The organism is Rhizorhabdus histidinilytica (genome assembly GCF_900167915.1).
Classification (GTDB): domain Bacteria; phylum Pseudomonadota; class Alphaproteobacteria; order Sphingomonadales; family Sphingomonadaceae; genus Rhizorhabdus; species Rhizorhabdus histidinilytica.
In genome coordinates, this window is the sequence record NZ_FUYM01000006.1 from 174,929 (window position 1) to 198,733 (window position 23,805).

Here is a 23,805-nt window from a genome sequence, read left to right on the forward strand (position 1 = left end):
ATCAATGCTCGTGGCTCGCTTCGCCCTTGCCGAGTTCGGCCTTGAGCGTGAAGCTGTTGGTGGTGGCGATCACCTCGCGGCCGGCCAGGCCCGAGAGCAGCAGGACGGTGTCGCCGCTGGCGTCGCCGATCCGCACCGGGGTCGCCCGGAAGCCTTTCGGCGTCCGCACGAACACCACCGTCTTTCCCTCGACTGTCTGGACCGCCGTCGCGGGCACCCGGATCGCGCCGTCACCCCTGCTGCCGGACAGCTGGATCGACGCCGTCACCGGTTCGCCCACCCGCCAGATCGCGTCGCGATTGTCGAGCGTGGCGATCGCCGGCACCTGCCGGGTTTGCGGATCGAGCGCTGGGGAGACGAAGGATATCCGCGCCTCCGCCTGCCGCCCGGGCGCCGTCACCGTCACCGTGCTGCCGGGGCGGATGCGCCCGGCATCCTCCGGCTTCAGGCTGAGCGCGAGCGAGACCTTGCCGAGATCGGCGATCCGGTAGAGCTCGGCGTCGGCCGCGACCGTCTGGCCGAGCACCACCGGCCGCGCGATCACCTGCCCCGACAGCGGCGCGACGATGCCGAGCCGGTTGAGCCCGCCGCCGCCGCCGCCCGCCGCCGCGACCTGGCTCTGCGCCTGGCGATAGGCGATGCGCGCCTCGGCCGCCGCCGTCCGCGCGGCGACCATGTCCTGTTCGGGCGATACCTTCTCCGCGAACAGACGCCGCTCGCGCGCGAGGTTCGAATCGGCGAGCGCCAGCCGTGCCCGGGCCGCCTCGACCTCGCCCTTGAGCTGGGCCGCCTCGCGGCTCTCGATCACCGCGATCGTCTGGCCGCGCCCGACCGACTGGCCGAGGTTGCGGTGGAGCGCGACGACGCGGCCGGCGATGGCGGCGGAGACGATCTGGGTGCGCTGCGGATCGCCTTCGATCGTGGCGGGCAGCTCGATCGTCCCCGCGCCGCCGACGATCGGGCGGCCGGTCTGGATGCCCGCCGCCGCGATCTGGTCGGCGGACAGGGCGATCGCGCCTTCGTCGGCGTGCCCGGCCTCGGCGGCTTCGGTGCCATGGCCGTGATCGTCAGCTTCATTGCCGCCGTCCGGCGCGCCGCCGCCGCCGCAGGCGGACAGCAACAGGGCAAGGGTCAGCGGCAACGGGCCGCGCATGAGGATCGTCTTCATGGATGCTGTCCTCCCATGGGCGCGGCGGCGGTCAGCCGTTCGAGCCGCGCACGGGCGTTCTGGTAGCTGGCGAGGGCGTCGATCGCGGCGACGCGCATCTCGGCCAGGGTCCGTTCGGCGTCGAGCAGGTCGAGCTGCCCGAATTTGCCTTCGCGATAGCCGATCCGGGCGATCCGGGCGGCTTCCTGCGCGGCGGCGAGCGCCGGGCCCGATGCGGCCCGCGCCATGGTCGCGGCATTGGCCGCCTCGACCCGGGCGTCTGTGATCGCCTGCTCGACATCCTGCGCCGTCATCCGGCGCCGGGCATCGGCGCGGGTGCGCTCGGCCCGTGCCTGGGCGACGGCCGCGCGGCCGCCGTTGAGCAGCGGGATCGGGATCGAGACGCTGAACACCGCCGCCGTATCGTCGGTCGCCGCCAGCCGGCGCAGCCCCGGCCCGACGGTGAGGTCGGGCACGCGGTTCGCGCGCGCCAGCTGCACGCCGGCATCGGCGACCGCGAGGTCGGCATCGGCCGCCGCGAGGGCGAGGGTCCCGTCCGCGCTGGCGGGCGGCTCCGGCCCGAAGCGGGCAGGCGGCGGCGGATCGAGCAGGCGCGCGTCGAGCGCCCCGTCAATCGGGCGGCCGATCCGCCGCGCCAGATTGGCGCGGGCGGCCTCGGCCAGCCGCGCCTGCCGCTCGACGCCGGCCTCGGCGGTGATCCGGGCGACATCGGCGCGCTGCTGCTCGATCGGCGACGCCCGGCCGGCCTGAACCCGGACGCCGGCCGCGTGCAGCGTCTCCCGTGCGATCCGTGCCTGGTCGGCGGCGATCGCCAGCCGGCGATCGGCGGCGACGGCCTCGACATAGAGCTGGGAGACCTGGAACCGGATGTCGGCGGCGGCGATCGCCGCCTCCAGCCCGGCCTTCGACAGCTCGGCATCCGCGACGGCGACACGCGCGCCGCGCTTGCCGCCGAGCTCGATCGGCAGGGCGACGCCGATCGTCGCCTCGGCGCTCCGCAAGCCCCTATAGGGTCCCCTGCCGGCGATATTCTCGACCTGCCCTTCCGCGACCGGGTTGGGGCGAAGCCCCGCGACGGTGCGCCCTGCGCGGGCGGCGTCGATCCCGGCCCGAGCGGCCTCGGCAGCCGGGGCGGAGCCGCCGGCGTCGAGCACCGCACGGTCGAGCGTGTAGACGGGCGGCGCCTGCGTCGTCGACGCCGGCTGCCCGCCATGCGCCTGCGCCATCGCGACGCAGGAGGCTGCGGCCAGCACGGCCGCGAGCAATCTGTTCATGGGAAATGATCCTGACCGATGACGTCGGGCCGGCGATCGCCGGCCGGCGGACGGTGGTCAGGCCTGTGGCGGCCTCAGCGCGGGATCGAGCGCGCGCGACGGCAGTGCCGCGACCCCGCGCCCGATATAGTCGGAGCCGGTGTCGACGGCATGGTCGAGCGCCATGTTGACGGGCACCGGGGCGGCCGGGCCATGGCAGCCGCCATGGTGGTGCGGCACCGCCTTGTCGCCGTCACCCTGCGATTGGTCGGCGTCGCCGTCCCTGTGCACGGCGCCCGAACATTCGAGCGTCGTCTCGCTGATCCATTCGCGCGCATGGGTCGTCGTCGTCGCGGCCAGCGACGTGGCGATCAGGCACAGGAAAAGGAGCCAGAAGCGGCGGGCCATGGCGCGCCCTATAGCATGGGAAGCCCGAAAATCCATCATCGCCCCCCTACCGCCGCCGCTCAGACGAACATCGCATGTTCGGCGCGCAGCGCGGCGGCGAGCGCGTCGACGTCGGCCTGGGTGCTGTAGAGGCCCGGCGTCACCCGGATGACCGGGCCCTTGGCGACCCCGGTGCGCCACACCGTCAGGATGCGGTATTTCTCGAACAGGCGCTGCTGGACGGCCTTCGCCTTCTCGTCGCTGTCCATGCCCTTCAGCCGGAAGCTGGTGATCGTGCAGTAGCGCGCGGGATCGTCGGGCACCGCCATGGTGACGTTGGGCAGGTCGCGCACCGCGTCGACCCAGCGGTTGCGCAATGCCCGCATGTGCCGCTCCTTCGCCGCCGCGCCGATCGCGAAGTGGAAGTCGACTGCGAGCGGGATGGTCAGCATCGCCGCGAAGTTGACCGTCCCCGGCGGGATCCGCGCATTGATGCTATCGGCCGGAAGATTATGATTCTCATAGGCGATGTCGATGTCGGCGAGTCGGCTCTTGCGGATGTACATCGCCCCGGTACCCAGCGGCGCGGAGGTCCATTTGTGGACCGACCAGGCGACGAAGTCGGCGTCGAGATCGGCAAGCTGGAAGTCGAGCAGCGCGATGCCGTGCGCGGCGTCGACGATCGTGTCGACGCCCCGCGCCCGCGCCATCGCGACGATCTCGCGCACCGGCGTCACCAGCCCAGTGCGGTTGGAGACCTGGGTGACGAGCAGCAGCTTCGCGTCCGGATTGCGCTTCAACACCTCGTCATAGGCGGCGAGGATGTTGGCGGTGGTCGCCGGCTCGGGCATCGCGAACCTGACGACGCGCGCGCCGCGATGCGTGCCCAGCCACTCCATCGCGCCGATCGTCGCGTCATAGTCGAGGTCGCAATAGATCACCGCATCGCCCGTCTTGAGGCCGCGATAATTGGCGATCAGCAACTGCAACGCGTCCGATCCGCTGCGCGCGACCGCGATCTCCTCGGGCGCGCAGCCGACCTGGCGGGCGATCGCCACCTGCGCCTCGCGGCTGCCGTTGGCGAGGCAGGCCTCGCCCGGCAGCACGTTGCGCGCGAAGATCGAGTTTGACCGGTTCACCTCCTCGGTGTGGCGCGCATAGGCCTGTGCGACGACGCGCGGCATGACGCTCCAATAGCCCGCCTCGAGGTTGCGGATGCTCGGGTCGACGTCGAAATGGCCCGGCAGCGCCGAGAGCGGGATCGAATTCGGCGCCAGCACCGCCTTCACCGCCGGCTTCGCGGGGCGGCCGGACGCGGGCGCGGCCACGGCCTGCGCGGACAACAGCGCCGGGCCCGCCAGGGCGGCGGATTTGAGAAGGTCCCGGCGGCTTGGCGTAACGCTCATCGTCAAGGCTCCGTCTGGAGAGATATCGTCGTGATGTGGTCTGGGCCCGCCGACGCGGACGAGGCCGCGACGTCCGTTCACGGGACGTCGCCGGCCGATGATGCTCCCTGGAGCGTCCTACTTCCCGCTCGGAAAGGCCAGCGCCTGTAGATTGGGATAGAAACCGTAGAGCAGCGCGCTGCTCCCTTCGATCCGCTGCGCGATCAGCGCGATCTCGTGCCGGCCGGCCGGCAGCTGCAACGCGTAGGAGCCGTCGGCGGACTGGCGATCGGGCTGGTAGGTGTCGCCGATCCGGGTGACTATCGTCCCCAGATTGACCCGCTTGATCACGACCGGATCATGATCGTCGATGGCGAGCGACACCCGCGCCGAGCAGGGGCAGCCGTCGGGCGTGACCGTGGCGAGCCCGCTGGTGAACTGGACGAGCACGTCGGACGGCGCCTTCAGCTCGACCACGACCTTGGCGAGCGTCGTCGCCGCATCGCCCTTGATCTCGAGATGCTCGCGGTTCGGGGTGGAAAAGTAGGACAGCACCGGCCCGCTCTTCGAAAAGGCCGGTTCGGCGTGATGCCCCGGATGCGCCATGGCACCCCCCGCCGCCAGAACCACGGCCAGCGCGAACCCCCCGAGCGACCATTTCCCACCGATCTTCATGCGACGTCATCCTGATAGAGCTGCCCCCATGGCAAGCCCCCGCATAGTCGCGGCCCGCACCCATGCTTTCAATTGTCGATTCCTTGTTGGTCCATGCAGAACCATTATGGGGTCGGCGTCGCCCCCAGCATCTCGGACAATTTGAGGCGGGCGCGGTAGAGCCGCATCTCGACCGTCTTCTCGCTGACGCCGAGCAACGCGGCCACCTCGGCCTGGCTCATCCCCTCGACGGTGCGCAGCAGCAGGACCGAGCGCAGCTTATCCGGCAGGACGTCGATCGCCTGCCGCGCCCGCCGCAATTCCTGTCGTCCGCCGATCTCGGCGTCGGCCCCCGGTTCCACCCCGGCGACGTGCAGTCCTTCGTCGAGCGGCCTGGCGCGGGCGAAGAAGCTGCGCACGATCTGGCGGCGGCGATGGTCGCGGCACTTGTTGAGCGCGATGCGGATCATCCAGTGCCGGAACGGCCGGGTGCGATCGTAGCGGCCGAGATGGGCAAAGGCGGCAATGAAGCTGTCCTGGACGATGTCGAGCGCTGCATCGGCGTCGGCGATCTGGGCGCGGACGAAGCGATGGACCTGGACCCGGTGCCGCGCCATCAACAGCCGATAGGCGTCCTCATGCCCGGCCAGCGCGCGGGCGGCGAGCGCGCCGTCGTCCGGCTCCCCTTCGCCCGGGCTCACCGTTGCGGCGCTGTCAGCGCCTGAACCATGGCGTCGTCGAAGCGGCGCGCCTGATCCGGTTTGAGGACCGATCGCATCCCGAACAGATGCTGCAAGGTCGCCTTCTGCAACGCGCCCATGGCGTGGTGGGACCGATCAACCGCATTCGCCACCGCCGGCCCATAGCCCTTTTCGGCGAGGATCGCGGCGGCCAGCCTGCGATTATCGGTCCGCATCTCCTGTTCGTAGCGGCTCCGCTGCACGGCGAATTCGCGCTCGAGCGCCTCGATCCGCGCGGTCTGCGCGGCATCGAGCTCGAGCTCGCGGTGGAGGAAGGCATGGAACCTGGTCTCGATCGGCGGCTCGGGAGTGAACAGCATCCGGCCGAGGAACACCCCGGCGATCGCTGCGAGAAAGGCCGCCAGGACGATCAGCACCGGATAGCGCCCCATCTCAGCGCACCCCCAGCAGCAGGTTGGACGGCGCGCTCGCCGGCGCCGCCATCAGCAGCGGAACCGGCTCGGCCGATGCGCGCGGCGGCATCGCCAGGCTGCTCGCCAGCCCGATGCCGAGCGCCGCGACCCCGGACAGCGCCAGCCCGCGCCGCGCCGCGCGCCTGGCCCGATGCGCGGCGAGTCCGGCGAGCACGGCCTCGTCCATCGCCTCCAGACGCGGATCGGCGCCGCCGCCGCGCAGCCGTTCCAGAATATCGTCGATCCCGTCGCTCTCGCTCATCTCACCACCTCTGACCATCGATTATACGCGCGCCGGACGAAAATCACTCATGCCGGCTGAGGGGAAAGGACGCGGGCCGCGTAATCGCCTTGTTCACACCGTGAAAAGCAAAGGAACCACGATGCGCTACCTGTCCTCGATCGCCGCCCCGGCCCTGGCCGCCGTCGCCCTGTTCTCCAGCGGCGCGGCGCTCGCCCATGCCAAGCTGGTCGCCGCCGTCCCCGCGGCGGACACGGCCGCGTCGAACGTGCGGACCGTCACGCTGGTTTTCTCGGAAGCGCCGGTCGCGAAGCTGTCGGGCGTCGAGATCGTCATGACCGCGATGCCGGGCATGGCGAAGCACGCGCCGATGCCGGTGAAGGGCCTCAAGACCGCGCTGGGCGGTGACGGCAAGACGCTGGTCGTGACCCTGCCCCGCACCCTGCCGGCGGGCAGCTACAACCTGAGCTGGCACGTCGTGACCGGCGATACCCACCGCAGCGAGGGCGCCTACGCCTTCTCGGTGAAGTGACGATGGACGCGCCCGCGATCATCCTGCGCTTCGGCAACTATGCCGCCCTGTCGTTGATCGCGGGCGTGCCGCTGTTCCTATGGCTGGCGTGCGGCGCCGCACGGGGGCGGACGGAATTGTCGCGGCTCCGCATCCCCTTCGCGCTGCTGCTGGCCCTTGCCATGCTGCTGGCGGTGCTCGGTTTCCTGGCGATGGTCGCGGGGATGACCGGCGAACCGTTGTTCGCGGTCGATTGGGAGATCGCGTCGCTCGTCCTGACGGCCACCGCGGCCGGCAAGGCGGTGCTGGGGCGGCTCGTCCTGCTCGCCGTCGCGGTGCCGCTGGCCATGCGCGCGGCGCTCCGCCCGCTGGCGGCCACCGGCGTGCTGGCGGCGATCACCGTCGCCTGGGCCGGGCATGCCGCCGGTGGCGAGGGCGTGACGGGCCAGGTCCATATGCTCGCCGACATGATCCATGTCGCCGCCGCCGCGACCTGGATCGGCGGCATGGCCTGCCTGCTGCTCGCGCTCCGCCGGCCCGAGGAGGACGCCGTCCGCCCGATGCTGCGCGCCTTCGCGCCGATCGGCGGGGCGACGGTCGGGTTGTTGGTCGTGACCGGGTTGGTCAACGGCGCGATGATCGTCGGGGTCGAGCGCTTCCCGTTGCTGCTCGAAACCACCTATGGCCGGCTGATGGCGCTCAAGCTGGCGGCGTTCGGCGCGATGCTGCTGCTCGCCGCGAACAACCGGTTCCGGCTCACCCCGCTGTTCGAGCATCGCCCCGGCGATGCCCGCCCCGCGCTGCGGCGGGCGATCCGCGTCGAGCTGTCGATCGGCCTCCTCGTCCTGCTGCTGGTGGGCTGGCTCGGGATGATCGATCCCACGGCCGGGATATAACATCCGGTTATCGAATCAGGATTTTACATGCTCTGACTCTGACAGGCTCCGCGTGTAGGAAGAGACGATCAGCCGGGGAGGACATGGGATGAGATTGCATCGCCGCACGGTACTGGGCGGGATGGCGGCAGCGACCGCGCTGGCGCCGATGGGCGTCCTCGCCGCGGGCCGCCGCCCCAGGATCGGCATCGTCGGCGGCGGGATCATCGGCGCCTCGACCGCGCTCCAGCTCGCCAGGGCGGGCGCCGAGGTGACCGTTTTCGAGAAGGAGGCGCCGGCGGCGGGCGCGACGAGCCGGTCGGTCGCCTGGATCAATCCCGTCGTCAACGACGCCCACTATATGCGGCTCCGCCTCGAAAGCATGAAGGCCTGGCTCGAAGACGACAGCCAGTGGCGGATGAACGCGATCTGGGGCGGATCGATCAGCTGGGCCTATGGCGAGAAGAAACGCGACGAGCTGGCCGTCAAGGCGAAGCTGCTCGCCGCGACCGACGATCCGCCGCGCATGTTGACCAGCGAGGAGATCAGCCGGGTCAGTCCGGGCGTGTTCGCGGGCGACGACGTCAGCTTCGCCTTCCAGACGATGCGCGACGGCCATGTCGATCCGGTGGTCGCGACCCAGCGCTACCTGGCCGCCGCCAAGCGGTTCGGCGCGCGCGTGATCTATCCGTGCGAGGTCATGGCGGTCGAGATGAAGGGCGGCAGCCTGGCCGGCGTGCAGACCAGCAAGGGGCACTTCCCGCTCGACCAGCTGGTCACCGCCGCCGGCACCGACACGCCGCGGCTGATGGCGATGATCGACAAGCCGCTGAAGCTCGCCCACAAGCCCGGCCTGGTCGTCCACACCACGCCGCAGCCGGTCGTCACCCGGATGGTCTACGAGGCATCGAGCATCATCGAGTTCAAGCAATATGCCGACGGGCGCTTCCTCGCCAGCTTCACCGGCGGCCCGCCGAACCTGCCCCAGCATGCCGAGATCCTCGACCACCAGATGCCCTATCCGGACGAGTATCTGCGCCAGCATCACGGCCAGATGCTGATCGATCGCACCGCCAGGTACATCCCGGCGATCGCCAGGGGCAAGGCGACGAAGATCCTGCTCGGCTTCCGCCCCTATCCACTCGACAACCGCCCGATCTGCGGGCCGGTGCCGGGCGCGAAGGGCGTCTATGCGATCGTCACCCACAGCGGCATCACCCTGGCGCCGATCCTCGGCCGCTACGCCGCGCGGGAGATCATGTCGGGCGAGGTGGCACCGCTGCTGCAGCCCTACCGGCCCGATCGCTACATCCCCGCGTGAACCGCCGCCATGGTCCGACATAGAAATATGATTGACGACGATCCGGCCACCTATAATCTAACTTTATAGGGTATTGGGACGGTGCGGATGAATTTCAGGCAACTCGAAATCTACCGCGCGCTGATGATCGGCGGTTCGGCGTCGCGCGCCGCCGACCTGCTCAACATCACCCAGCCGGCGGTCAGCCGGGCAGTGTCGGAGCTCGAGCATCGCGTCGGCTTCCCGCTGTTCGACCGGGTCAAGGGACGGCTTGTCCCCACCCCCGAGGGCCAGCTCTTCTTCCGCGACGTCGGCAACGCCTTCCAGGGGCTCGACAGCCTGCGCGCGTCGGCCGCGCGCATCCGCGATTTCGGATCGGGCAGCCTCAAGATCGCGAGCCTCGCGGCGCTGGGATCGACGCTGGTGCCGCGCGCCGTCCGCCGCTTCCGCGAGGTCAATCCGCACGTCTCGATCACGCTGCAGATCCTCTCCTCCTCGGCGGTGCGCGACCATGTCGCGACCCAGCAGTTCGACATCGGGCTCGCCGCCGACGAGGTCGACCTGTCGGGGGTCGACCACAGCCTGTTCTACAGCGTCCGCGCGGTGTGCGTGATGCCGGCCGACCATCCGCTCGCCGGCAAGGGCGTGATCCGCCCCGCCGATCTCGACAAGATGGCGTTCATCGCGCTGTCGCCCGAGGATCGGGCGCGGGCGCGGATGACCGAATCCTTCGAGGCGGAGGGGGTCCGCCCCCATATCGTCGTCGAGACCCCCGCGTCGCTGACCGTCTGCGCGCTGGCGCTGGAGGGCGTCGGCGTCGGCCTGGTCAATCCGGCGGCGGCGGACGGGTTCGAGAAGCGCGGGCTGGTGATCAAGCCCTATGAGCCCGCGGTCTATTTCAAATCCTATATCCTGTTCCGGCCCGACGCCCAGCGCGCGCGGCTGGTCCGCGAGTTCACGGCGGCGCTCAACGACGCGGCCCGCGCCGGCCCCCAGGCCTGAATCACGGCGCCGTCACGGCGCCGTCGCGGCATCGAGGCAGATCGCCGCTTCCCCGTCCGCGCAGCCATGGGCAAGGGGCAGGTCGAGCCGGGCCTGCCACGCCTCGACGATCGTCATCAGCATCGCGTCGCTGCCCGGCCGCCCCATCAGCTCGACCGATACCGGCCGGACGCCGCCGGCGGTACGGACGGCGCCGATCGGGAAGGCGATGGCGGGCCGGCCCGAATAGGCCGCCAGCCGATGGGTGCCGCCGGTATCGGGCCCGCGCTCCGCATCGGCGGCGACGTCGCGTACCGACGGATAGAGCAGCAGGTCGAGACAACCGCAGCCGGGCGCGCAGGAGAAGGCCCGGGCGATGCGCGCCTCGACGAAGGCGTCGCGGAAGGCGCCGTTGACGGCATGGCGCGGATCGCCCGCCGCGCCATCGCGATTGGCGATGAACCGGGTCACGTCCGCCACCACCTTCGGATCGGTCCGCCCGTCCCGCAGCGCCTCCAGCAGTGCCCTGGTGTCGGCGGGCACGCCCATCCGGCGCGGCAGATAGCGATCCATCACGCCGGCGAAATCGAAGGCGGACCGGCTGGCGAAAGCCGCGGTGTGCCCCGGCGGCGGCACCGCGCCCACCAGCACCTGCTCGTCGACGAGCCCAGCGGGCGAGACGATCGCACCGGCGGCAGACAAGCGTGCGACGGCGCGGTCGACAGCGGCGCGCATCGGTCCGGCGGGGAAGAGATGATCGAGAAGGCCTATCCGCAGCCCCTTCAGCGGCTCGGCGGGCGGGACGTCGCGACGGCCGGTCAGGACGCGCAGCGCGGCGAGGCAATCGGCGGCGGCGCGGCACATCGGCCCGACCGCGTCCTGGCTGGGGCTGAGCGCCAGCACGCCGTCGCGCGGCACGGCGCCGAAGGTCGGCCGCAACCCGATCACGCCCGCCAGCGCAGCCGGCACCCGCAGCGATCCCGACGTGTCGGTGCCCAGCGCCAGCACGCCGAAGCCGGCCGCCAGCGCCGCGCCGTTGCCCGACGACGATCCGCCCGCGCTTTCGCGGATCGAGAAGGGACTCGTCGTCTGGCCGCGGATCGACGAGCGGCCGCGATAGTTGAACGCGAATTCGGACATGTTGGTCTTGGCGACCACCACCGCCCCGGCCCGGCGAAGCGCCGCGACCGCCGCCGCGTCGCGGCGGGCGACATTGCCGGCGAGCGCGACCGAACCGGCCGTGGTCGGCAGCCCCGCGACGTCGATATTGTCCTTCACCAGCAGCGGCGCGCACAGCAACGGCAGGCGGCGCTTGCGCGAAGGCGGCAGGCGGTCGATCCGCCGGGCCCGGGCGATCGCGGTCGGATCGGTCGCGATGACGCCGTGCAGGAGATGGTCGCGCGCGGCGATGCGATCGAGACGGTCGGCGATGACGGCGGCGCAGGAGACCTGTCCCGCCTCCACCCGCGCCTTGATCGTCGCGACCTCACCGGCGGACGCGGACACCGCCCCGCCGGCGAGAAGCGCCAGGCCGATCATCGCTAGCGGGCGGGCCGTCAGAAACGCACGCTCGCCGAGGCGAAGAACGACATGCCGTTGAACCCGAAGGGCGAGATGGCATTGTAGGGGAAGGTGCCGCCATTGTCCGATCCGTTGGTTCCCGCCGCGACGCTGGCGACGGTCGAGCGGATGTTCTGCGACGGATAGATGTCGAACAGGTTGTTGACGCCGACCGTCAGCCGCACCTCCTTCGTCATGTCGTAGGAGAGTTGCAGGTCGGTGATGACCTTGCCCTTGAAATGCTGGATGACCTGCGAATTGGGGCTGGTCGCGGAGACCGGCACCAGGGTCACGTCGTAATTCTGGGTCAGCACCGCGATCTGCGCCGGCGTCAGGCTGGTGAACGCGACCGCCGAGACCTTGCCGTAATAGGTGTTGGTCAGGCCCAGGGTGAAGTCGCCCGACGACCAGTTGAGGTTGAGCAGCACCTTCGAGCGCGGCTGGCTGTCGGTGATCCGCACCTGCTGGGTGAGGTCGAACAGCGGCGTGGTGATGCCGAGCGCGGCGAGCGGCGCCGGCGTGCCGGCGACGCGGTCCAGCTTGGTCTTGTTGTAGTTGCCGGCGAGCAGCACCGCGAGCTTGCCGAAATCGTCGAGGTCGATCGTGCCGCTGACGGTCAGGTCGACGCCGTGCGTGGTCGAGTCGACCGCGTTGGTCAGATATTGCGCGCCGCCGATCCCGGGGAAGCCGTTGGCCGCGAGCAGGCTGGTCAGCCGGGCGTCCTGGAAGGTCGACGACTGGACGATGCGGTCCTTCAGCTTGATCCGGTAGCCGTCGAGCGTGATCGTCCAGCTCGACAGCTTGGCGACCGCGCCGATCGAGATGTTCTTCGACTTCTCGGGCTTGAGCGGCGTCGCGCCGATCAGCCGGCCCGGCGCGCTGTCGACCGGGAAGTTGCGGATCAGCACCGGCGCACCGTTGATGAAGTTGGTCAGCGACGAGTTGAAGAAGCTCTGGGCGAGATGAGGCGCGCGGAAGCCGGTGCTGAACGATCCGCGCAGCGCCAGCGCGTCGACCAGCTCGAGCCGGCTCGACAGCTTGTAGTTGACGGTGTCGCCGAAGTCCGAGAAATCCTCGTAGCGGACCGCGCCGTTGAGCGTCAGCCGGTCGAAGAACTCCTTCTCCAGCTCGCCATAGACCGCCTTGCTGTTGCGCCTTCCGGTCGTCGCGTCGGCGGGCGACACGCCGGGGTTGGGCTGCGCGCCGACCGGGGCGGCCGCACCGTTGGCGGGCCCGCCGATGATCGGGACGCCGCCGTTGATATAGCTGGCCGGATCGCCAGCGAGCAGGCGCCACACCTCCTTGCGATATTCGCCGCCGAGCGCGAGCTTGAGCGGCGTGCCGTCGCCGACGTCGAACTCGCGCGTCAGGTCGAGGTTGGTGGTCCATTGCGAGAAGCGGATGCGGCTGATCCGCATCTCGGTCGGGCTGGCATTGCCCAGCGACGGATTGTTCGAATTGCTGATGTCCGAATTGATCAGGCTCTTGCCGAAGCCGGTCGACAGGTCCCAGCCGAAGCCGGCGAGATCGTCGCCGCGCGCGCCGCCGAAGGCCGACAGGTTGCGCAGGCCGAAATTGCCGTAGGGCGCGTAGCCGTCGGGATGGAGCGAGCGCACCGTCTGGTCCTGGCCGGCGCGGCGGAAGAAATTGGCGGTCTTGCCGTCGAGATCGCTGTAGCCGCCGAAGCCGTAGAGGGTGACGGCATCGCCGACCGGCAGCTCGCTGTTGACGAAGATCGCCTTCATCGTGAACGGCGCGGTGCCTTCATAGGAGGTGTCGCGATCGACCGTCGCCTCGCGCGGGTCGAGCGTGCCGTTCGACGGGGTCAGCCCGACGCCCGATCCGAAGAAGGACGAGATCGCGGTCGGCAGGCCGGCAGCATTGGTCCCGAAATATTGCTGCCGCGTATCGGGATCGGCGCGGTTGCTGCCGCGGCGGTTCTGATATTGCACGGTGGTGCGGATGATGCCGCCGTCGCCGATCGCCAGGCCGAAGCCGGCGCCGACGTCGACGAACTCGCCGTCGCCCTGCTTGGTGATGCCGGTGGTCACCTTGCCGCTGACGCCTTCGGACTTGTCGAGCGACAGGTTGATCACGCCGGCGATCGCATCGGACCCATATTGCGCCGAGGCACCGTCGCGGAGCACCTCGATATGGCCGATCGCGGCCGAGGGGATCGAGTTGAAGTCATAGGCGACGTCGCCGCGGCCGATGCCGTTGCTGGTGCTGAGGTCGCCCGACGAATGGCGGCGCTTGCCGTTGACGAGGACGAGGAGCTGGCCGGTCGACAGGCCGCGCAGCGTCGGCGGCGTGGTGAAATCGCCGACGCCGGAAGCATTAGGGCGCGGCGTGCTGAAGCTCGGCACCGCCGTCTTGAGCATCTCCTGGATTTCGACGCGGCCACCGCGATTGAGCTCCTCGGTGCCGATATGGTCGATCGGCGTCGGCGACTCGGCGATCGAGCGGCTGCCGAAGCGCGAGCCGGTCACGACGATGTCCGCGCCGTCCGGATCGGGGCCGACACCCTGGGCGGCCCCGGGGGTGATCCCGGCGGCGCCCGCGAAGAGGATGGTGGTGGTGAGCGAGAGCGTGCGGATCTGTTTTGTCATGAAATCCCCCCTGGCTGACGAAGCCGCTGGTCGACACGTCGTTTCATGGACATCCCCGGTCCCTTTCCCGCGGATGGAAGAGCGGCGCCTCCCGGGGCGCCGGATCAGTTCTGCGGACACCAGCTTACGGAGGCACGGCAGGAGAACAATTTGCATTGCCGCACGATTTTATAACCAATCCTTATAGGCTGCGTTCAATAGAGCAGCCGGCTGAGGAAGGCGCGGGTGCGTTCGTGGCAGGGCGCGGTGAAAAAGTCGTGCGGACTGCCGGTCTCGACGATCTGGCCGGCATCCATGAAGATGATCCGGTCGGCGACCTCGCGGGCGAACCCCATCTCATGGGTCACGCACAGCATCGTGATCCCCTCGGTGGCGAGCGCCTTCATGATGTCGAGCACCTCCTTGACCATCTCGGCGTCGAGCGCCGAGGTCGGCTCGTCGAACAGGATGATCTCCGGCTGCATCGCCAGCGCGCGCGCGATCGCAGTGCGCTGCTGCTGTCCGCCGGAGAGCTGCGCGGGATATTTGTCGGCCTGGTCGGCGATGCGCACCCGTTCGAGCAGCTCGCGCGCCAGCGCCTCGGCCGCGTCGCGCGCCAGGCCCCGGACCTTCATCGGCGCGAGCGCGCAATTCTCCAGGATCGTCAGGTGCGGGAAGAGGTTGAAGTCCTGGAACACCATGCCGACCCGCGCGCGGATGCGCTGGAGCACGCGGCGGTCGGGGCGCACCTCGTCCTCGCCGATCCGGATCACCCCTTCGTCATGGGTCTCCAGCCCGTTGATGCAGCGGATCAGCGTCGACTTGCCCGACCCCGACGGGCCGCAGATGACGATCCGCTCGCCGCGCGCGACGTCGAGCGAGACGTTCCGCAGCGCATGATAGTCGCCATACCATTTGCCCACCCCCGCCATGTGGATCACGGCCGCCTCTCCCCGCCCTGCGTCGTCCGTTCGAGGTGCAACGCATAGCGCGCGAAGCCGTAGCAGATGACGAAATAGATCAGCGCGATGACGAGATAGGTCTCGGCATAGGGCGTCGGCCAGGCGGGGTCATTGAGCGACACCCGACCCGCGCTCAGCAGGTCGAACAACCCGACGACGAGCACCAGGCTGCTGTTCTTGATGATCACGACGACGGTGCTGGTCAGCGGGGCGAGCGCCTTGCGGATCGCCTGGGGCAGGATGATCGACAGCAGCACCGTCGACCGGCCGAGGCCCAGCGCGCGCGCCGATTCCTGCTGCCCCGGCGGGACGCCCTGCAGGCCGCCGCGCACCACCTCCGCGATATAGGCGGAGGAGCTGAGCACGAACGCCACCAGCGCGCGGGTCAGATTGTCGGCGGTGACCCCGGCCGGGAGCAGCAGCGGCGCCATCACCGAGGCGACGAACAGCAGCGTCACCAGCGGCATCGCCCGCATCACCTCGATCAGGGCGGTCGCCGTCCAGCGATAGACCGGCATGTCCGACCGCCGCGCCAGCGCCAGCACGATGCCGAGCGGGAAGCCCAGCGCCAGCGAGAAGATGGTGAGCAGCATCGTGATCGGCAGGCCGCCCCAGGCCGATGTCGGCACCGGCGACAGGCCGAGGCGCCCGCCCGCCATCAGCAGCAGCGACGCGACGATCGCGACGCCCCACAGGCCCAGCGTCGCGCGGGTCCAGTGCGCGCGCGGCAGCGACCACAATGTCGCCGCGCCAAGGATCAGGACGACCAGGATCGGCCGCCACCGCTCGGCCTCCGGATAGATACCGAACAGGATGAACGGCATCTTCGCGCGCAGGAAGGCCCAGCAGGCCCCGGCGTCGCGGCACGCGTCACCGTCGCCGTTCCACACGCCATGGGTCACCGCCCAGGACAGCAGGTGCGGCACGGCGCGGATCGCGAACAGGACGATGATCGCGGTGGTCAGGAGGTTGGCGCCGCCGCTGACGATCGACCGCAGCGCCGGCCGCTTCGGCCGGGGCGGCGCGGGGCGGACCGGCTCCGGCGCGGTGCGGACATATCTCATGCCCCGGCCCGCTGGACGCGCGCGTTGAGCCGGTTCATCGCCAGCGAGATCGCGCTCGCCAGGGTGAAGAACACCAGCATCAGGATCGCCACGCCCTCCAGCCCCTGCCCCGTATGGTTGATCGCGGTGTTGGCGACGAAGTTGAGGTCGGGATAGCCGACCACCAGCGCGAGGGTCGAATTCTTGAGGATGGTGATGAACTGGCTGTTCATCGGCGGCACGATCATCCGCAACGCCTGCGGCACGATCACCAGCCGCAGGCTCTGCCGCTTGCTCAGGCCGAGCGCGCGGCTCGCCTCCCACTGGCCGCGCGGCACGCCGTCGAGGCCGCTGCGCAGGATCTCCGCCGCGAAGGCGCTTGCATAGATCACCGACCCCCAGACGACGGCGACGAACTCCGGCGTCAGCGTCAATCCGCCGCTGAAGTTGAAGCGGTCGAAATGCGGCACGTCGCGGGCGAGCCCGAGGTCGAGGACCACCCACAGCACCGACCCCGCGACGATCGTGCCGAGCGTGTAGAGGCTGGCCTGGTGGAGCCGTCCGCGCCAGGCGGCGACCAGCGTCAGGGTCAGCCCGCCCATCACCGTCGCGATCATCGGCAGCGCGGTGCCGGTGATGCCGACCGTGGTGACGGTGATGCCGCGATTGGTAAGGAACAGGCCCGGCAGGGGCTGCGCCGCCGCCCGCGCCGGCGGGAAGGCCATGAGGATGACGCCGTACCAGAACAGCAACTGGACCACGAGCGGCACGTTACGGACCAGGTCGACGAAGCCGCCGGCGAGAGTCCGCGCGAGCATGTGCCCCGAATGCCGCGCCAGCGCGACCGGCACCCCCGCCATGGTCGACAGGACGATGATGAGCAATGTCAGCGCGATGCTGTTGCCGAGGCCGACGACGAACGCCCAGGCGATCGTGTCGCCCGGTGCATAGGCGAGGAAGGACTCGGCGATCGGGAACTCGGCGGTGCTGCGCAGGAAGCCCAGGCTCAGCACCATGTCCTGCCGTTCCATATTGTCGGACACGGTCCGGGCGACCACCAGCACCAGCCCCGCCAGCGCCAGCAGCAACGCGATCTGGGGCAGCCACCAGCCCCAGCCATGCCCTGCCCCCCGCCGCCGCATCAGTAGAAGCCGATCGGCAGCATCAGGCCGCCGTCGCGCTGGAGCCGGTTGAGCCCGCGGGGGATGTTCAGCCGGCTGCGGCTGCCGAGATTGTCGTCATAGACCTCGCCGTAATTGCCGATCTGGCGGACGATCTGATAGGCGAAGTCGTCGCTGATCCCGAGCGCGCGGCCATTGCCGGGCTCGACGCCCAGGAAACGGCGGACGTTCGGATCGGTCGAGGCGAGGAGGCGGTCGACATTGCCGCGCCCGATGCCGAGCTGTTCGGCATCGATCATCGCCTCGATCGCGAATTTGACGATGTCGAACCACTGATCGTCGCCGTGGCGCACCGCCGGGGTGAGCGGTGCGACGTTGCTGTCGGCGCGGACGATGACATAGTCGTCGGCCCGGCCGGGCAGCGTCGCCCGCAGCGCGGCGAGCGCCGAGGCGTCGGTGATCAGCGCGTCGCAGCGGCCCGACAGGAAAGCCTGCCGCGTGCTCTGGACATTGTCGAAGATCACCGGGCGCAGCGCCAGCCGGTATTTGCGCGAGACATCGGCGAGGATCACCTCGGTCATCGAGCCGCTCTGCACGCAGGCCGACGCGCCGCGCAGCCCGGCCAGGTCGTGGACCCCGACCTTCCGCCGGACCATGAAGGCGGTATAGTCGTAATAGGTCGGTATCGTGAAATTGATCCCGGCGGCGTCCCGGCGCAGCGTCCAGGTGGTGGTCCGCGGCAGCACGTCGATCTCGCCGGTCTGGAGCGCGGTGATCCGCTGCTGCCCGGTCAGCGGAACGAAGCGGACCTTCTCGCGGTCGCCCAGCGCGGCGACGGCGATCGCGCGGCAGGTGTCGACGTCGAGCCCGCGCCAGCGCCCGCTCTCGTCGGGCCCGCTGAAGCCGGGCGCCTCCTTGCTCGCGCCGCACCGGACATAGCCGCGCGCGCGGACCGCTTCGAGCGTGTGGGGCGTCAGCCGGCCGTGCGTCTTGTGGCTCGCCCCGATGTCGCAGCCGCCCGCCAGCAGCGCGGCGAGGACGACGAAGGGCGCGAGCCGGCGCACGTCAGCCGGCGGCGGCCGACCCGGCGAGCCTGTCGAGCAGGTCCGCCAGATCCGACCAGAGATCGTCCCGGTCCTCGAGCCCGATGCTGATCCGCAGCAGGCGCCGGCTGCGCCCCGGCGGCCCGCCGAGCCGTTCGGCGGGCATCGTCATCGGCGCGAGCAGGCTGCGCGTCCCGCCCCACGACGCGCCGATCACGAAGCTGCGCATATGCGCCAGCGCCGCGTCGAGCAGGGCCTCGCGCTCGGGCGCGAAGATCACGCTGAACACGCCGCTCGCGCCCTTGAAGTCACGCTTCCAGAAGACATGGCCGGGGCAGTCGGGCAGCGCCGGATGCAGCACCCGCTCGACCACCGGATGATCGGCGAGCCGCCCGGCGAAATCGAGCGCGACCCCGCCGATATGGCCGAGCCGGACGCCGAGCGTCTCGATCCCGCGCAGCGCGATCGTGCAGTCGTCGGGCGACACGCCGATGCCGAGCATGTGCGCCCGCTCGCGCAGCCGCACATCCCACGCCGGATCGCGCACGCTGACCGAGCCGAGCAGCAGGTCGGAATGGCCGCCGATATATTTGGTGATCGCCTCCATCGCGAAATCCATCCCGATCGCGAGCGGCTTGAACAACAGCGGCGTCGCCCAGCTGTTGTCGCAGCCGGTCAGCACCCCCCGGTCGCGGGCGGCGGCGACGATCGCGGGGAGGTCGCCGACCTCCATCGTCGCCGAGCCGGGCGATTCGGTCCAGATCAGCCGGCAGTCCGGATCGATCAGCGCGGCGATGCCCGCGCCGATCGTCGGGTCGTAGACGCGGTGCCCGATCCCGAGCGGCGCCAGGATGTCGCGGCAGAGATCGAGCGCCGGGGGATAGAGGTTTGCCGGCACCAGGACGGTGTCGCCGGGCCCGAGCACGGTGAGGAAGATCAGCGCGATCCCCGCCTGGCCCGACGGCAGGATGATCGTGCCGGCGGCTTCCTCAAGCGCGCTGAGCTGGCTTTCGAGGGTGCGCGTGGTCGGCGTGCCGTGGAGCCCATAGGCATAGCCCGATGCGCCGCGCCGCTTGCGCTGGGCATAGGCGTCGGCGCTGTCGAACACGATCGTCGAGGCTCGATAGGTCGGGACGGCGAGGCTGGTGAAGCCGTCCTTGTCGACCGGGGGATGATGCACGACCTTCGTGAGATCCTTCATGGCCGCGACAATGGCGCGGTCGCCGGGCGATCTCAATGCCCGCAGCTTTGGGGTCCATGCCCAAATCTTATAGGGTGCCGGCCTATAATATATGCGCATCGAATCGTGCCGCATCATGACTTGTACTCGCCCCCTCACTCCTATTGGCTTGGGGGCGGGGCCTGCGATCGAAGGCCTTCGGGAGAGGCACGGGCGCGCTTCGGCAAGCGCCCCTCGGGAAAGGTCGGATCGGTGCAGCGGCATGTCATTTGGATCGTCCTCGCGGCGCTGGGCGCCTATGCGACGGGGGTGATCGCCTTCACCCGCGGCGAACCGGTCAGCGCCCTGTGGATGGTGATCGCCGCCGCCTGCGTGTTCCTCGTCGCCTATCGCTATTATGCGCTCTACATCGCCCGCCATGTGATGCGGCTCGATCCGGCACGGCCGACGCCCGCCCTCTACCGCACCGACGGGCTCGACTATGTCCCGACCGACCGGCGCGTCCTGTTCGGCCATCATTTCGCGGCGATCGCCGGGGCCGGTCCGCTGGTCGGGCCGGTGCTCGCGGCGCAGATGGGCTATCTGCCGGGGACGCTGTGGATCCTCGCCGGGGTGGTACTGGCCGGCGCGGTGCAGGACTTCATGATCCTGTTCGTGTCGATGCGCCGCGACGGCCGCTCGCTCGGCGAGCTGATCCGCATGGAGATGGGCACGGTGCCCGGCGCGATCGCGCTGGCAGGCACCTTCATGATCATCGTCATCATCCTCGCGGTGCTGGCGCTCGTCGTCGTCCGCGCGCTCGCCGACAGCCCGTGGGGCGTGTTCACCGTGGCGATGACGGTGCCGCTGGCGATCACGATGGGCGTCTACACCCGCTGGATCCGGCCCGGCCGGATCGGCGAGGTGTCGATCCTCGGCTTCCTCGGGCTGATGATCGCGCTCGTCTACGGGCAGTCGGTGGCGGCCTCGCCCTTCTGGGGGCCGCTGTTCACCTTCACCCCCGAGCAGCTCTGCTGGATCCTGATCGGCTATGGCGCGGTCGCGTCGATCCTGCCGGTGTGGCTGCTGCTCGCGCCGCGCGACTATCTGTCGACCTTCCTCAAGATCGGCGCGATCGCCGCGCTCGCGATCGGCATCGTCATCATGGCGCCGCCGCTGCGCATGCCGCCGCTCACCCAGTTCGTCGCGGGCGGCGGGCCGGTCTGGTCGGGGGCGCTGTTCCCCTTCCTGTTCATCACCATCGCCTGCGGCGCGGTGTCGGGCTTCCACGCGCTGATCTCCAGCGGCACGACGCCCAAGCTGATCGCCAACGAATGCGACGCGCCGCTGCTCGGCTATGGCGCGATGCTGATGGAGGCGTTCGTCGCGATCATGGCGCTGATCGGCGCCTCGATCCTCGACCCCGGCGTCTATTTCGCGATGAACAGCCCCGCCGCGGTGGTCGGCACCGATCCTGCCAGCGCCGCCGCGGCGGTGACCGCGATGGGCTTCCCGATCTCGGCCGACACGCTGCAGCAGGCGGCGCGCGACGTCGGCGAGGCGACGGTGATCTCGCGCACCGGCGGCGCGCCGACGCTGGCGGTGGCGATGGCGGAAATCTTCAGCCACGCGGTGGGCGGGGCGGCGATGAAGGCCTTCTGGTATCATTTCGCGATCCTGTTCGAGGCGCTGTTCATCCTGACCGCCGTCGACGCCGGCACCCGCGCGGGCCGCTTCATGCTCCAGGACCTGATCGGCCTCGCCGCGCCGTCCTTCCGGCGCAACGACACGATCCTGCCCGGCGTGATCGCGACCGGCCTGTGCGTCGCGTCGTGGGGCTTCTTCCTCTACCAGGGCGTCACCGATCCGCTTGGCGGGGTGAACACGCTGTGGCCGGTGTTCGGCATCTCGAACCAGATGCTGGCGACGGTCGCGCTGATGCTCGGCACCGTCGTCCTGTTCCGGATGAAGCAGGAGCGCTTCGCCTGGGTGACGCTGATCCCCACGGTCTGGCTGGTCATCTGCACGATCACTGCCGGGCTGATGAAGCTGTTCTCGCCCGATCCGGCGGTGGGCTTCGTCGCCCACGCCACGCGCTTCTCCGCCGCGGCGGAAAGGGGCGAGCTGCTCGCACCCGCCAGGTCGATGGCGGCGATGCGGCAGATCATCCGCAACGACTGGATCGACGCCAGCCTGTGCGCCATCTTCCTCGCGGTGGTGCTGTCGCTGATGGTCTATGCGGTCCGCAGCTGCCTGGCCGCCCGCCGCAGCGCGGCGCCGACCGCGAACGAGATCCTGCCCGACGCGGTGCCGGCGGAATGAGGGCGCTGTTCCGCCGGCTGCGCGACACGGCCCGGCTGATGGTCGGCCAGCCGAGCTACGACGCCTATTGCGCGCACATGGCCGAGCATCATCCCGACCGGCCGCCGATGAGCCGCGCCGACTTCTTCCGCGAGCGCGAGCGGACGCGCTTCGGATCGGGCGGCAACGGCCGCTGCTGCTGAGGGAAAGCGACATGCGTCTCAAGCTGACGCCGCTGATCTTCGGCGGCATGGCGCTCGGCATCGCCACGGGCGTCGGCGTGCACCTCTGGGCCGGCGGCGACTCCGGTGCCGCTGCGCAGATCGCCGACTATCTCCAGCTTCCGGCCGACGTGTTCCTGCGCCTGATCAAGATGATCGTCGCGCCACTGGTGTTCGCGACGCTGGTGGCCGGGATCGCGCATATGGGCGACGCCGCGAGTCTCGGCCGGATGGGCGCTCGGGCGATGGGCTGGTTCGTGACGGCCGGCATCGTCTCGCTCTCGCTCGGCCTGCTGTTCGTCAACGCCTTCGCCCCGGGCGAGGCGCTGCACCTCGTCCGCACCGGCGATCCCGGTGACATGGCCGGGAAGGCGCTGAGCTTCCGGCAGTTCGTGCTCCACATCTTCCCCGAATCGGTCGTCCAGGCGATGGCCGAGAACCAGATCCTGCAGATCGTCGTCTTCTCGCTGTTCGTCGGCGTCGCGCTGGCGGCGGCAGGCGAGCGGGGCAAGCCGCTGCTGGCCGTGGTCGAGGCGACCGCCGAGCTGATGATGACGATCACCGGCTATGTCATGCGCGCCGCGCCGCTGGCGGTGTTTGGCGCGATCGCGGCGACGGTCGCGACCCAGGGCGCCGGGATATTGCTGACCTTCGGCGCGCTGATCGGCGAATTCTACGTCGCGCTGGCGGCCTTGTGCCTGGTCCTGCTCGGCGCCGGGGCGGCGTTCCTCGGCGGCGGCCTCGCGCCGCTGCTCCGCCATATCCGCGAGCCGCTGCTGCTCGCCTTCTCGACCGCCTCTTCCGAAGCCGCCTATCCGCGGCTGATGGAGGCGCTCGACCGCGCCGGCGTCCCGCGCCGCGTCTACGGCTTCGTGCTGCCGCTCGGCTATAGCTTCAACCTCGACGGGTCGATGATGTACGCCACCTTCGCGGCGATCTTCATCGCCCAGGCCTATGGCGTCGACCTGCCGGTCGCCACCCAGATCACCATGCTGCTGGTGCTGATGGTGACCAGCAAGGGGATCGCCGGCGTGTCGCGCGCCAGCCTGGTCGTCGTCGCGGCGACGCTCGCGCAGTTCGACCTTCCCGTCGAAGGGGTGGCTTTGCTGCTGGCGATCGATCATTTCATGGACATGGGCCGCACCACCACCAATGTGCTGGGCAACGCGATCGCCACGGCGGTCGTCGCCAGATGGGAAACCGGCGAAGCCCCTCGCCCCCTGATCGCCGAAAGCGGGAGACTGTGATGAAGACCAAGCCGATGATCGCCGCCGCCGCTGCCGCCCTCCTCGCTGCCGGAGCCGCCTCGGCCGCCCCCGCGCCGGTCGAGCGCATCGCCAGCCCGGGGCCCGACGGCAAGCCCGGCCTGATCCTCAAGGGCGTGATCGTCCCGGCCGGCTACGAGACCTTCTACCTGTCGGGCCAGCTCGCCGATCCGATCGATCCCGCCCGGATGGCGACGATCGACGATTATGGCGACACCCGCACCCAGACGCTGAGCGTGCTCGCCAAGATCAAGGCGCTGCTCGAAAGCAAGGGCTATGCGATGGCCGACGTGGTCAAGATGCAGGCCTTCCTCGCCGCCGACCCCAAGCTCGGCAAGATCGACTTCGCGGGCTTCAACGCCGGCTTCCGCGACTATTTCGGCTCGCCTGCGAACCCCAACACCGTCGCCCGCTCGACCTTCCAGGTCGCCAACCTCGTCCAGCCGATGTTCTTGGTCGAGATCGAGGTGACTGCCGTGAAAGCGCCGAAATAGCGGCATTTCCAGATAGATCGGAACATCTGCCGCCGCAATCGTGGTGAAATGATGGCCTGAAGCTCCAGGTTCCCCATCCAATCGAACTGGTCTTGCGCGCCAAACGCGGCGCGCTAAGCTTCCCTCTCCGGGGGGAGAAA

The 23,805-nt window shown here is 69.9% G+C and carries 23 protein-coding genes; 8 read left to right on the top strand and 15 right to left on the bottom strand.

Translation table 11 applies throughout. The annotated features are described in order from the left end of the window. Window position 1 precedes the first annotated feature (1 nt). From B5X82_RS14835 to B5X82_RS14870, 8 genes are all read right to left on the bottom strand, one after another. Window positions 2–1,168 carry an efflux RND transporter periplasmic adaptor subunit gene (locus B5X82_RS14835; protein WP_079648938.1) on the bottom strand — a complete coding sequence of 389 codons (1,167 nt, stop codon included), beginning with the start codon at window positions 1,166–1,168 and terminating at the stop codon, window positions 2–4. Further along, a complete protein-coding gene (locus tag B5X82_RS14840) occupies window positions 1,165–2,442 on the bottom strand; it encodes a TolC family protein (protein WP_079648939.1) in 1,278 nt (425 codons plus the stop codon). Before B5X82_RS14840 ends, B5X82_RS14835 begins: the two co-directional genes overlap by 4 nt. 57 nt (window positions 2,443–2,499) lie before the next feature. Beyond that, complete coding sequence (locus tag B5X82_RS14845) at window positions 2,500–2,829, bottom strand: hypothetical protein (RefSeq protein WP_079648940.1); 330 nt, start codon at window positions 2,827–2,829, stop codon at window positions 2,500–2,502. 59 nt (window positions 2,830–2,888) lie between these two features. Further along, window positions 2,889–4,214, bottom strand: a complete 1,326-nt coding sequence (locus tag B5X82_RS14850; RefSeq protein WP_079648941.1) for an aminotransferase class V-fold PLP-dependent enzyme — start codon at window positions 4,212–4,214, stop codon at window positions 2,889–2,891. A 117-nt stretch (window positions 4,215–4,331) separates the two neighbouring features. Then, window positions 4,332–4,868 (bottom strand): hypothetical protein, encoded by a 537-nt coding sequence (locus B5X82_RS14855; protein WP_079648942.1) that lies wholly within the window; start codon window positions 4,866–4,868, stop codon window positions 4,332–4,334. 104 nt (window positions 4,869–4,972) lie between these two features. Beyond that, window positions 4,973–5,548 carry an RNA polymerase sigma factor gene (locus tag B5X82_RS14860; RefSeq protein ID WP_079648943.1) on the bottom strand — a complete coding sequence of 192 codons (576 nt, stop codon included), beginning with the start codon at window positions 5,546–5,548 and terminating at the stop codon, window positions 4,973–4,975. After that, window positions 5,545–5,979: a Spy/CpxP family protein refolding chaperone gene (locus tag B5X82_RS14865; protein ID WP_079648944.1), complete on the bottom strand. Its 435-nt coding sequence runs from the start codon at window positions 5,977–5,979 to the stop codon at window positions 5,545–5,547. The genes B5X82_RS14860 and B5X82_RS14865 overlap by 4 nt, the downstream gene beginning before the upstream one ends. A 1-nt stretch (window position 5,980) precedes the next feature. Beyond that, window positions 5,981–6,262: a hypothetical protein gene (locus tag B5X82_RS14870; protein ID WP_079648945.1), complete on the bottom strand. Its 282-nt coding sequence runs from the start codon at window positions 6,260–6,262 to the stop codon at window positions 5,981–5,983. A gap of 121 nt (window positions 6,263–6,383) precedes the next feature. Between B5X82_RS14870 and copC the strand changes: the two genes are divergently transcribed. From copC to B5X82_RS14890, 4 genes are all read left to right on the top strand, one after another. Beyond that, window positions 6,384–6,773 (top strand): copper homeostasis periplasmic binding protein CopC, encoded by a 390-nt coding sequence (gene copC / locus B5X82_RS14875; protein WP_079648946.1) that lies wholly within the window; start codon window positions 6,384–6,386, stop codon window positions 6,771–6,773. A gap of 2 nt (window positions 6,774–6,775) precedes the next feature. After that, window positions 6,776–7,648, top strand: a complete 873-nt coding sequence (copD, locus tag B5X82_RS14880; RefSeq protein WP_079648947.1) for a copper homeostasis membrane protein CopD — start codon at window positions 6,776–6,778, stop codon at window positions 7,646–7,648. 88 nt (window positions 7,649–7,736) lie between these two features. Beyond that, on the top strand, window positions 7,737–8,948 hold the full coding sequence (locus tag B5X82_RS14885) for an NAD(P)/FAD-dependent oxidoreductase (protein ID WP_079648948.1): 1,212 nt from the start codon (window positions 7,737–7,739) through the stop codon (window positions 8,946–8,948). Window positions 8,949–9,035: 87 nt separating this feature from the next. Further along, window positions 9,036–9,929, top strand: a complete 894-nt coding sequence (locus tag B5X82_RS14890; RefSeq protein WP_079648949.1) for a LysR substrate-binding domain-containing protein — start codon at window positions 9,036–9,038, stop codon at window positions 9,927–9,929. 12 nt (window positions 9,930–9,941) lie between these two features. On the opposite strand, the gene B5X82_RS14895 is transcribed toward B5X82_RS14890, so the two are convergent. The 7 genes from B5X82_RS14895 to B5X82_RS14925 form a co-directional block, all read right to left on the bottom strand. Further along, on the bottom strand, window positions 9,942–11,414 hold the full coding sequence (locus B5X82_RS14895; RefSeq protein ID WP_235862703.1) for an amidase: 1,473 nt from the start codon (window positions 11,412–11,414) through the stop codon (window positions 9,942–9,944). Window positions 11,415–11,464: 50 nt separating this feature from the next. Next, a complete protein-coding gene (locus B5X82_RS14900) occupies window positions 11,465–14,077 on the bottom strand; it encodes a TonB-dependent receptor plug domain-containing protein (protein ID WP_079648951.1) in 2,613 nt (870 codons plus the stop codon). Window positions 14,078–14,271: 194 nt separating this feature from the next. After that, window positions 14,272–14,988, bottom strand: a complete 717-nt coding sequence (locus B5X82_RS14905; protein WP_079649090.1) for an amino acid ABC transporter ATP-binding protein — start codon at window positions 14,986–14,988, stop codon at window positions 14,272–14,274. Between the two features lie 5 nt (window positions 14,989–14,993). Continuing rightward, window positions 14,994–16,082 (bottom strand): amino acid ABC transporter permease, encoded by a 1,089-nt coding sequence (locus tag B5X82_RS14910; RefSeq protein ID WP_079648952.1) that lies wholly within the window; start codon window positions 16,080–16,082, stop codon window positions 14,994–14,996. Then, on the bottom strand, window positions 16,079–17,203 hold the full coding sequence (locus B5X82_RS14915; RefSeq protein ID WP_079648953.1) for an ABC transporter permease subunit: 1,125 nt from the start codon (window positions 17,201–17,203) through the stop codon (window positions 16,079–16,081). Before B5X82_RS14915 ends, B5X82_RS14910 begins: the two co-directional genes overlap by 4 nt. Further along, on the bottom strand, window positions 17,203–18,246 hold the full coding sequence (locus B5X82_RS14920; protein ID WP_079648954.1) for an amino acid ABC transporter substrate-binding protein: 1,044 nt from the start codon (window positions 18,244–18,246) through the stop codon (window positions 17,203–17,205). The genes B5X82_RS14915 and B5X82_RS14920 overlap by 1 nt, the downstream gene beginning before the upstream one ends. 1 nt (window position 18,247) lies before the next feature. Next, entirely contained in the window at window positions 18,248–19,426 is a 1,179-nt protein-coding gene (locus B5X82_RS14925) for a trans-sulfuration enzyme family protein (protein WP_176152569.1), read from the bottom strand. 231 nt (window positions 19,427–19,657) lie between these two features. Here B5X82_RS14925 and B5X82_RS14930 point away from each other — a divergent pair, with 231 nt between their 5' ends. From B5X82_RS14930 to B5X82_RS14945, 4 genes are read left to right on the top strand one after another with little or no spacing between them, the layout of a single operon-like run. Beyond that, window positions 19,658–21,706, top strand: a complete 2,049-nt coding sequence (locus tag B5X82_RS14930) for a carbon starvation CstA family protein (protein ID WP_079648956.1) — start codon at window positions 19,658–19,660, stop codon at window positions 21,704–21,706. Further along, window positions 21,703–21,888, top strand: coding sequence for a YbdD/YjiX family protein (locus B5X82_RS14935; protein ID WP_079648957.1), 186 nt, complete (start codon window positions 21,703–21,705; stop codon window positions 21,886–21,888). Before B5X82_RS14930 ends, B5X82_RS14935 begins: the two co-directional genes overlap by 4 nt. A gap of 11 nt (window positions 21,889–21,899) precedes the next feature. After that, window positions 21,900–23,153 (top strand): dicarboxylate/amino acid:cation symporter, encoded by a 1,254-nt coding sequence (locus B5X82_RS14940; protein ID WP_079648958.1) that lies wholly within the window; start codon window positions 21,900–21,902, stop codon window positions 23,151–23,153. Then, complete coding sequence (locus B5X82_RS14945) at window positions 23,153–23,665, top strand: RidA family protein (protein WP_079648959.1); 513 nt, start codon at window positions 23,153–23,155, stop codon at window positions 23,663–23,665. The genes B5X82_RS14940 and B5X82_RS14945 overlap by 1 nt, the downstream gene beginning before the upstream one ends. The last annotated feature ends 140 nt before the right edge of the window (window positions 23,666–23,805 follow it).

Excerpts from the sequence above, each read along its gene's own strand:
- B5X82_RS14885 (WP_079648948.1), top strand. The coding sequence starts at position 7,737 with ATGAGATTGCATCGCCGCACGGTACTGGGCGGGATGGCGGCAGCGACC.
- B5X82_RS14910 (WP_079648952.1), bottom strand. The coding sequence starts at position 16,082 with ATGAGATATGTCCGCACCGCGCCGGAGCCGGTCCGCCCCGCGCCGCCC.
- copC (WP_079648946.1), top strand. The coding sequence starts at position 6,384 with ATGCGCTACCTGTCCTCGATCGCCGCCCCGGCCCTGGCCGCCGTCGCC.
- B5X82_RS14915 (WP_079648953.1), bottom strand. The coding sequence starts at position 17,203 with ATGCGGCGGCGGGGGGCAGGGCATGGCTGGGGCTGGTGGCTGCCCCAG.
- B5X82_RS14935 (WP_079648957.1), top strand. The coding sequence starts at position 21,703 with ATGAGGGCGCTGTTCCGCCGGCTGCGCGACACGGCCCGGCTGATGGTC.
- B5X82_RS14845 (WP_079648940.1), bottom strand. The coding sequence starts at position 2,829 with ATGGCCCGCCGCTTCTGGCTCCTTTTCCTGTGCCTGATCGCCACGTCG.
- B5X82_RS14850 (WP_079648941.1), bottom strand. The coding sequence starts at position 4,214 with ATGAGCGTTACGCCAAGCCGCCGGGACCTTCTCAAATCCGCCGCCCTG.
- B5X82_RS14870 (WP_079648945.1), bottom strand. The coding sequence starts at position 6,262 with ATGAGCGAGAGCGACGGGATCGACGATATTCTGGAACGGCTGCGCGGC.
- B5X82_RS14940 (WP_079648958.1), top strand. The coding sequence starts at position 21,900 with ATGCGTCTCAAGCTGACGCCGCTGATCTTCGGCGGCATGGCGCTCGGC.
- B5X82_RS14855 (WP_079648942.1), bottom strand. The coding sequence starts at position 4,868 with ATGAAGATCGGTGGGAAATGGTCGCTCGGGGGGTTCGCGCTGGCCGTG.
- B5X82_RS14945 (WP_079648959.1), top strand. The coding sequence starts at position 23,153 with ATGAAGACCAAGCCGATGATCGCCGCCGCCGCTGCCGCCCTCCTCGCT.
- copD (WP_079648947.1), top strand. The coding sequence starts at position 6,776 with ATGGACGCGCCCGCGATCATCCTGCGCTTCGGCAACTATGCCGCCCTG.
- B5X82_RS14925 (WP_176152569.1), bottom strand. The coding sequence starts at position 19,426 with ATGAAGGATCTCACGAAGGTCGTGCATCATCCCCCGGTCGACAAGGAC.
- B5X82_RS14840 (WP_079648939.1), bottom strand. The coding sequence starts at position 2,442 with ATGAACAGATTGCTCGCGGCCGTGCTGGCCGCAGCCTCCTGCGTCGCG.
- B5X82_RS14835 (WP_079648938.1), bottom strand. The coding sequence starts at position 1,168 with ATGAAGACGATCCTCATGCGCGGCCCGTTGCCGCTGACCCTTGCCCTG.
- B5X82_RS14890 (WP_079648949.1), top strand. The coding sequence starts at position 9,036 with ATGAATTTCAGGCAACTCGAAATCTACCGCGCGCTGATGATCGGCGGT.
- B5X82_RS14865 (WP_079648944.1), bottom strand. The coding sequence starts at position 5,979 with ATGGGGCGCTATCCGGTGCTGATCGTCCTGGCGGCCTTTCTCGCAGCG.
- B5X82_RS14900 (WP_079648951.1), bottom strand. The coding sequence starts at position 14,077 with ATGACAAAACAGATCCGCACGCTCTCGCTCACCACCACCATCCTCTTC.
- B5X82_RS14905 (WP_079649090.1), bottom strand. The coding sequence starts at position 14,988 with ATGGCGGGGGTGGGCAAATGGTATGGCGACTATCATGCGCTGCGGAAC.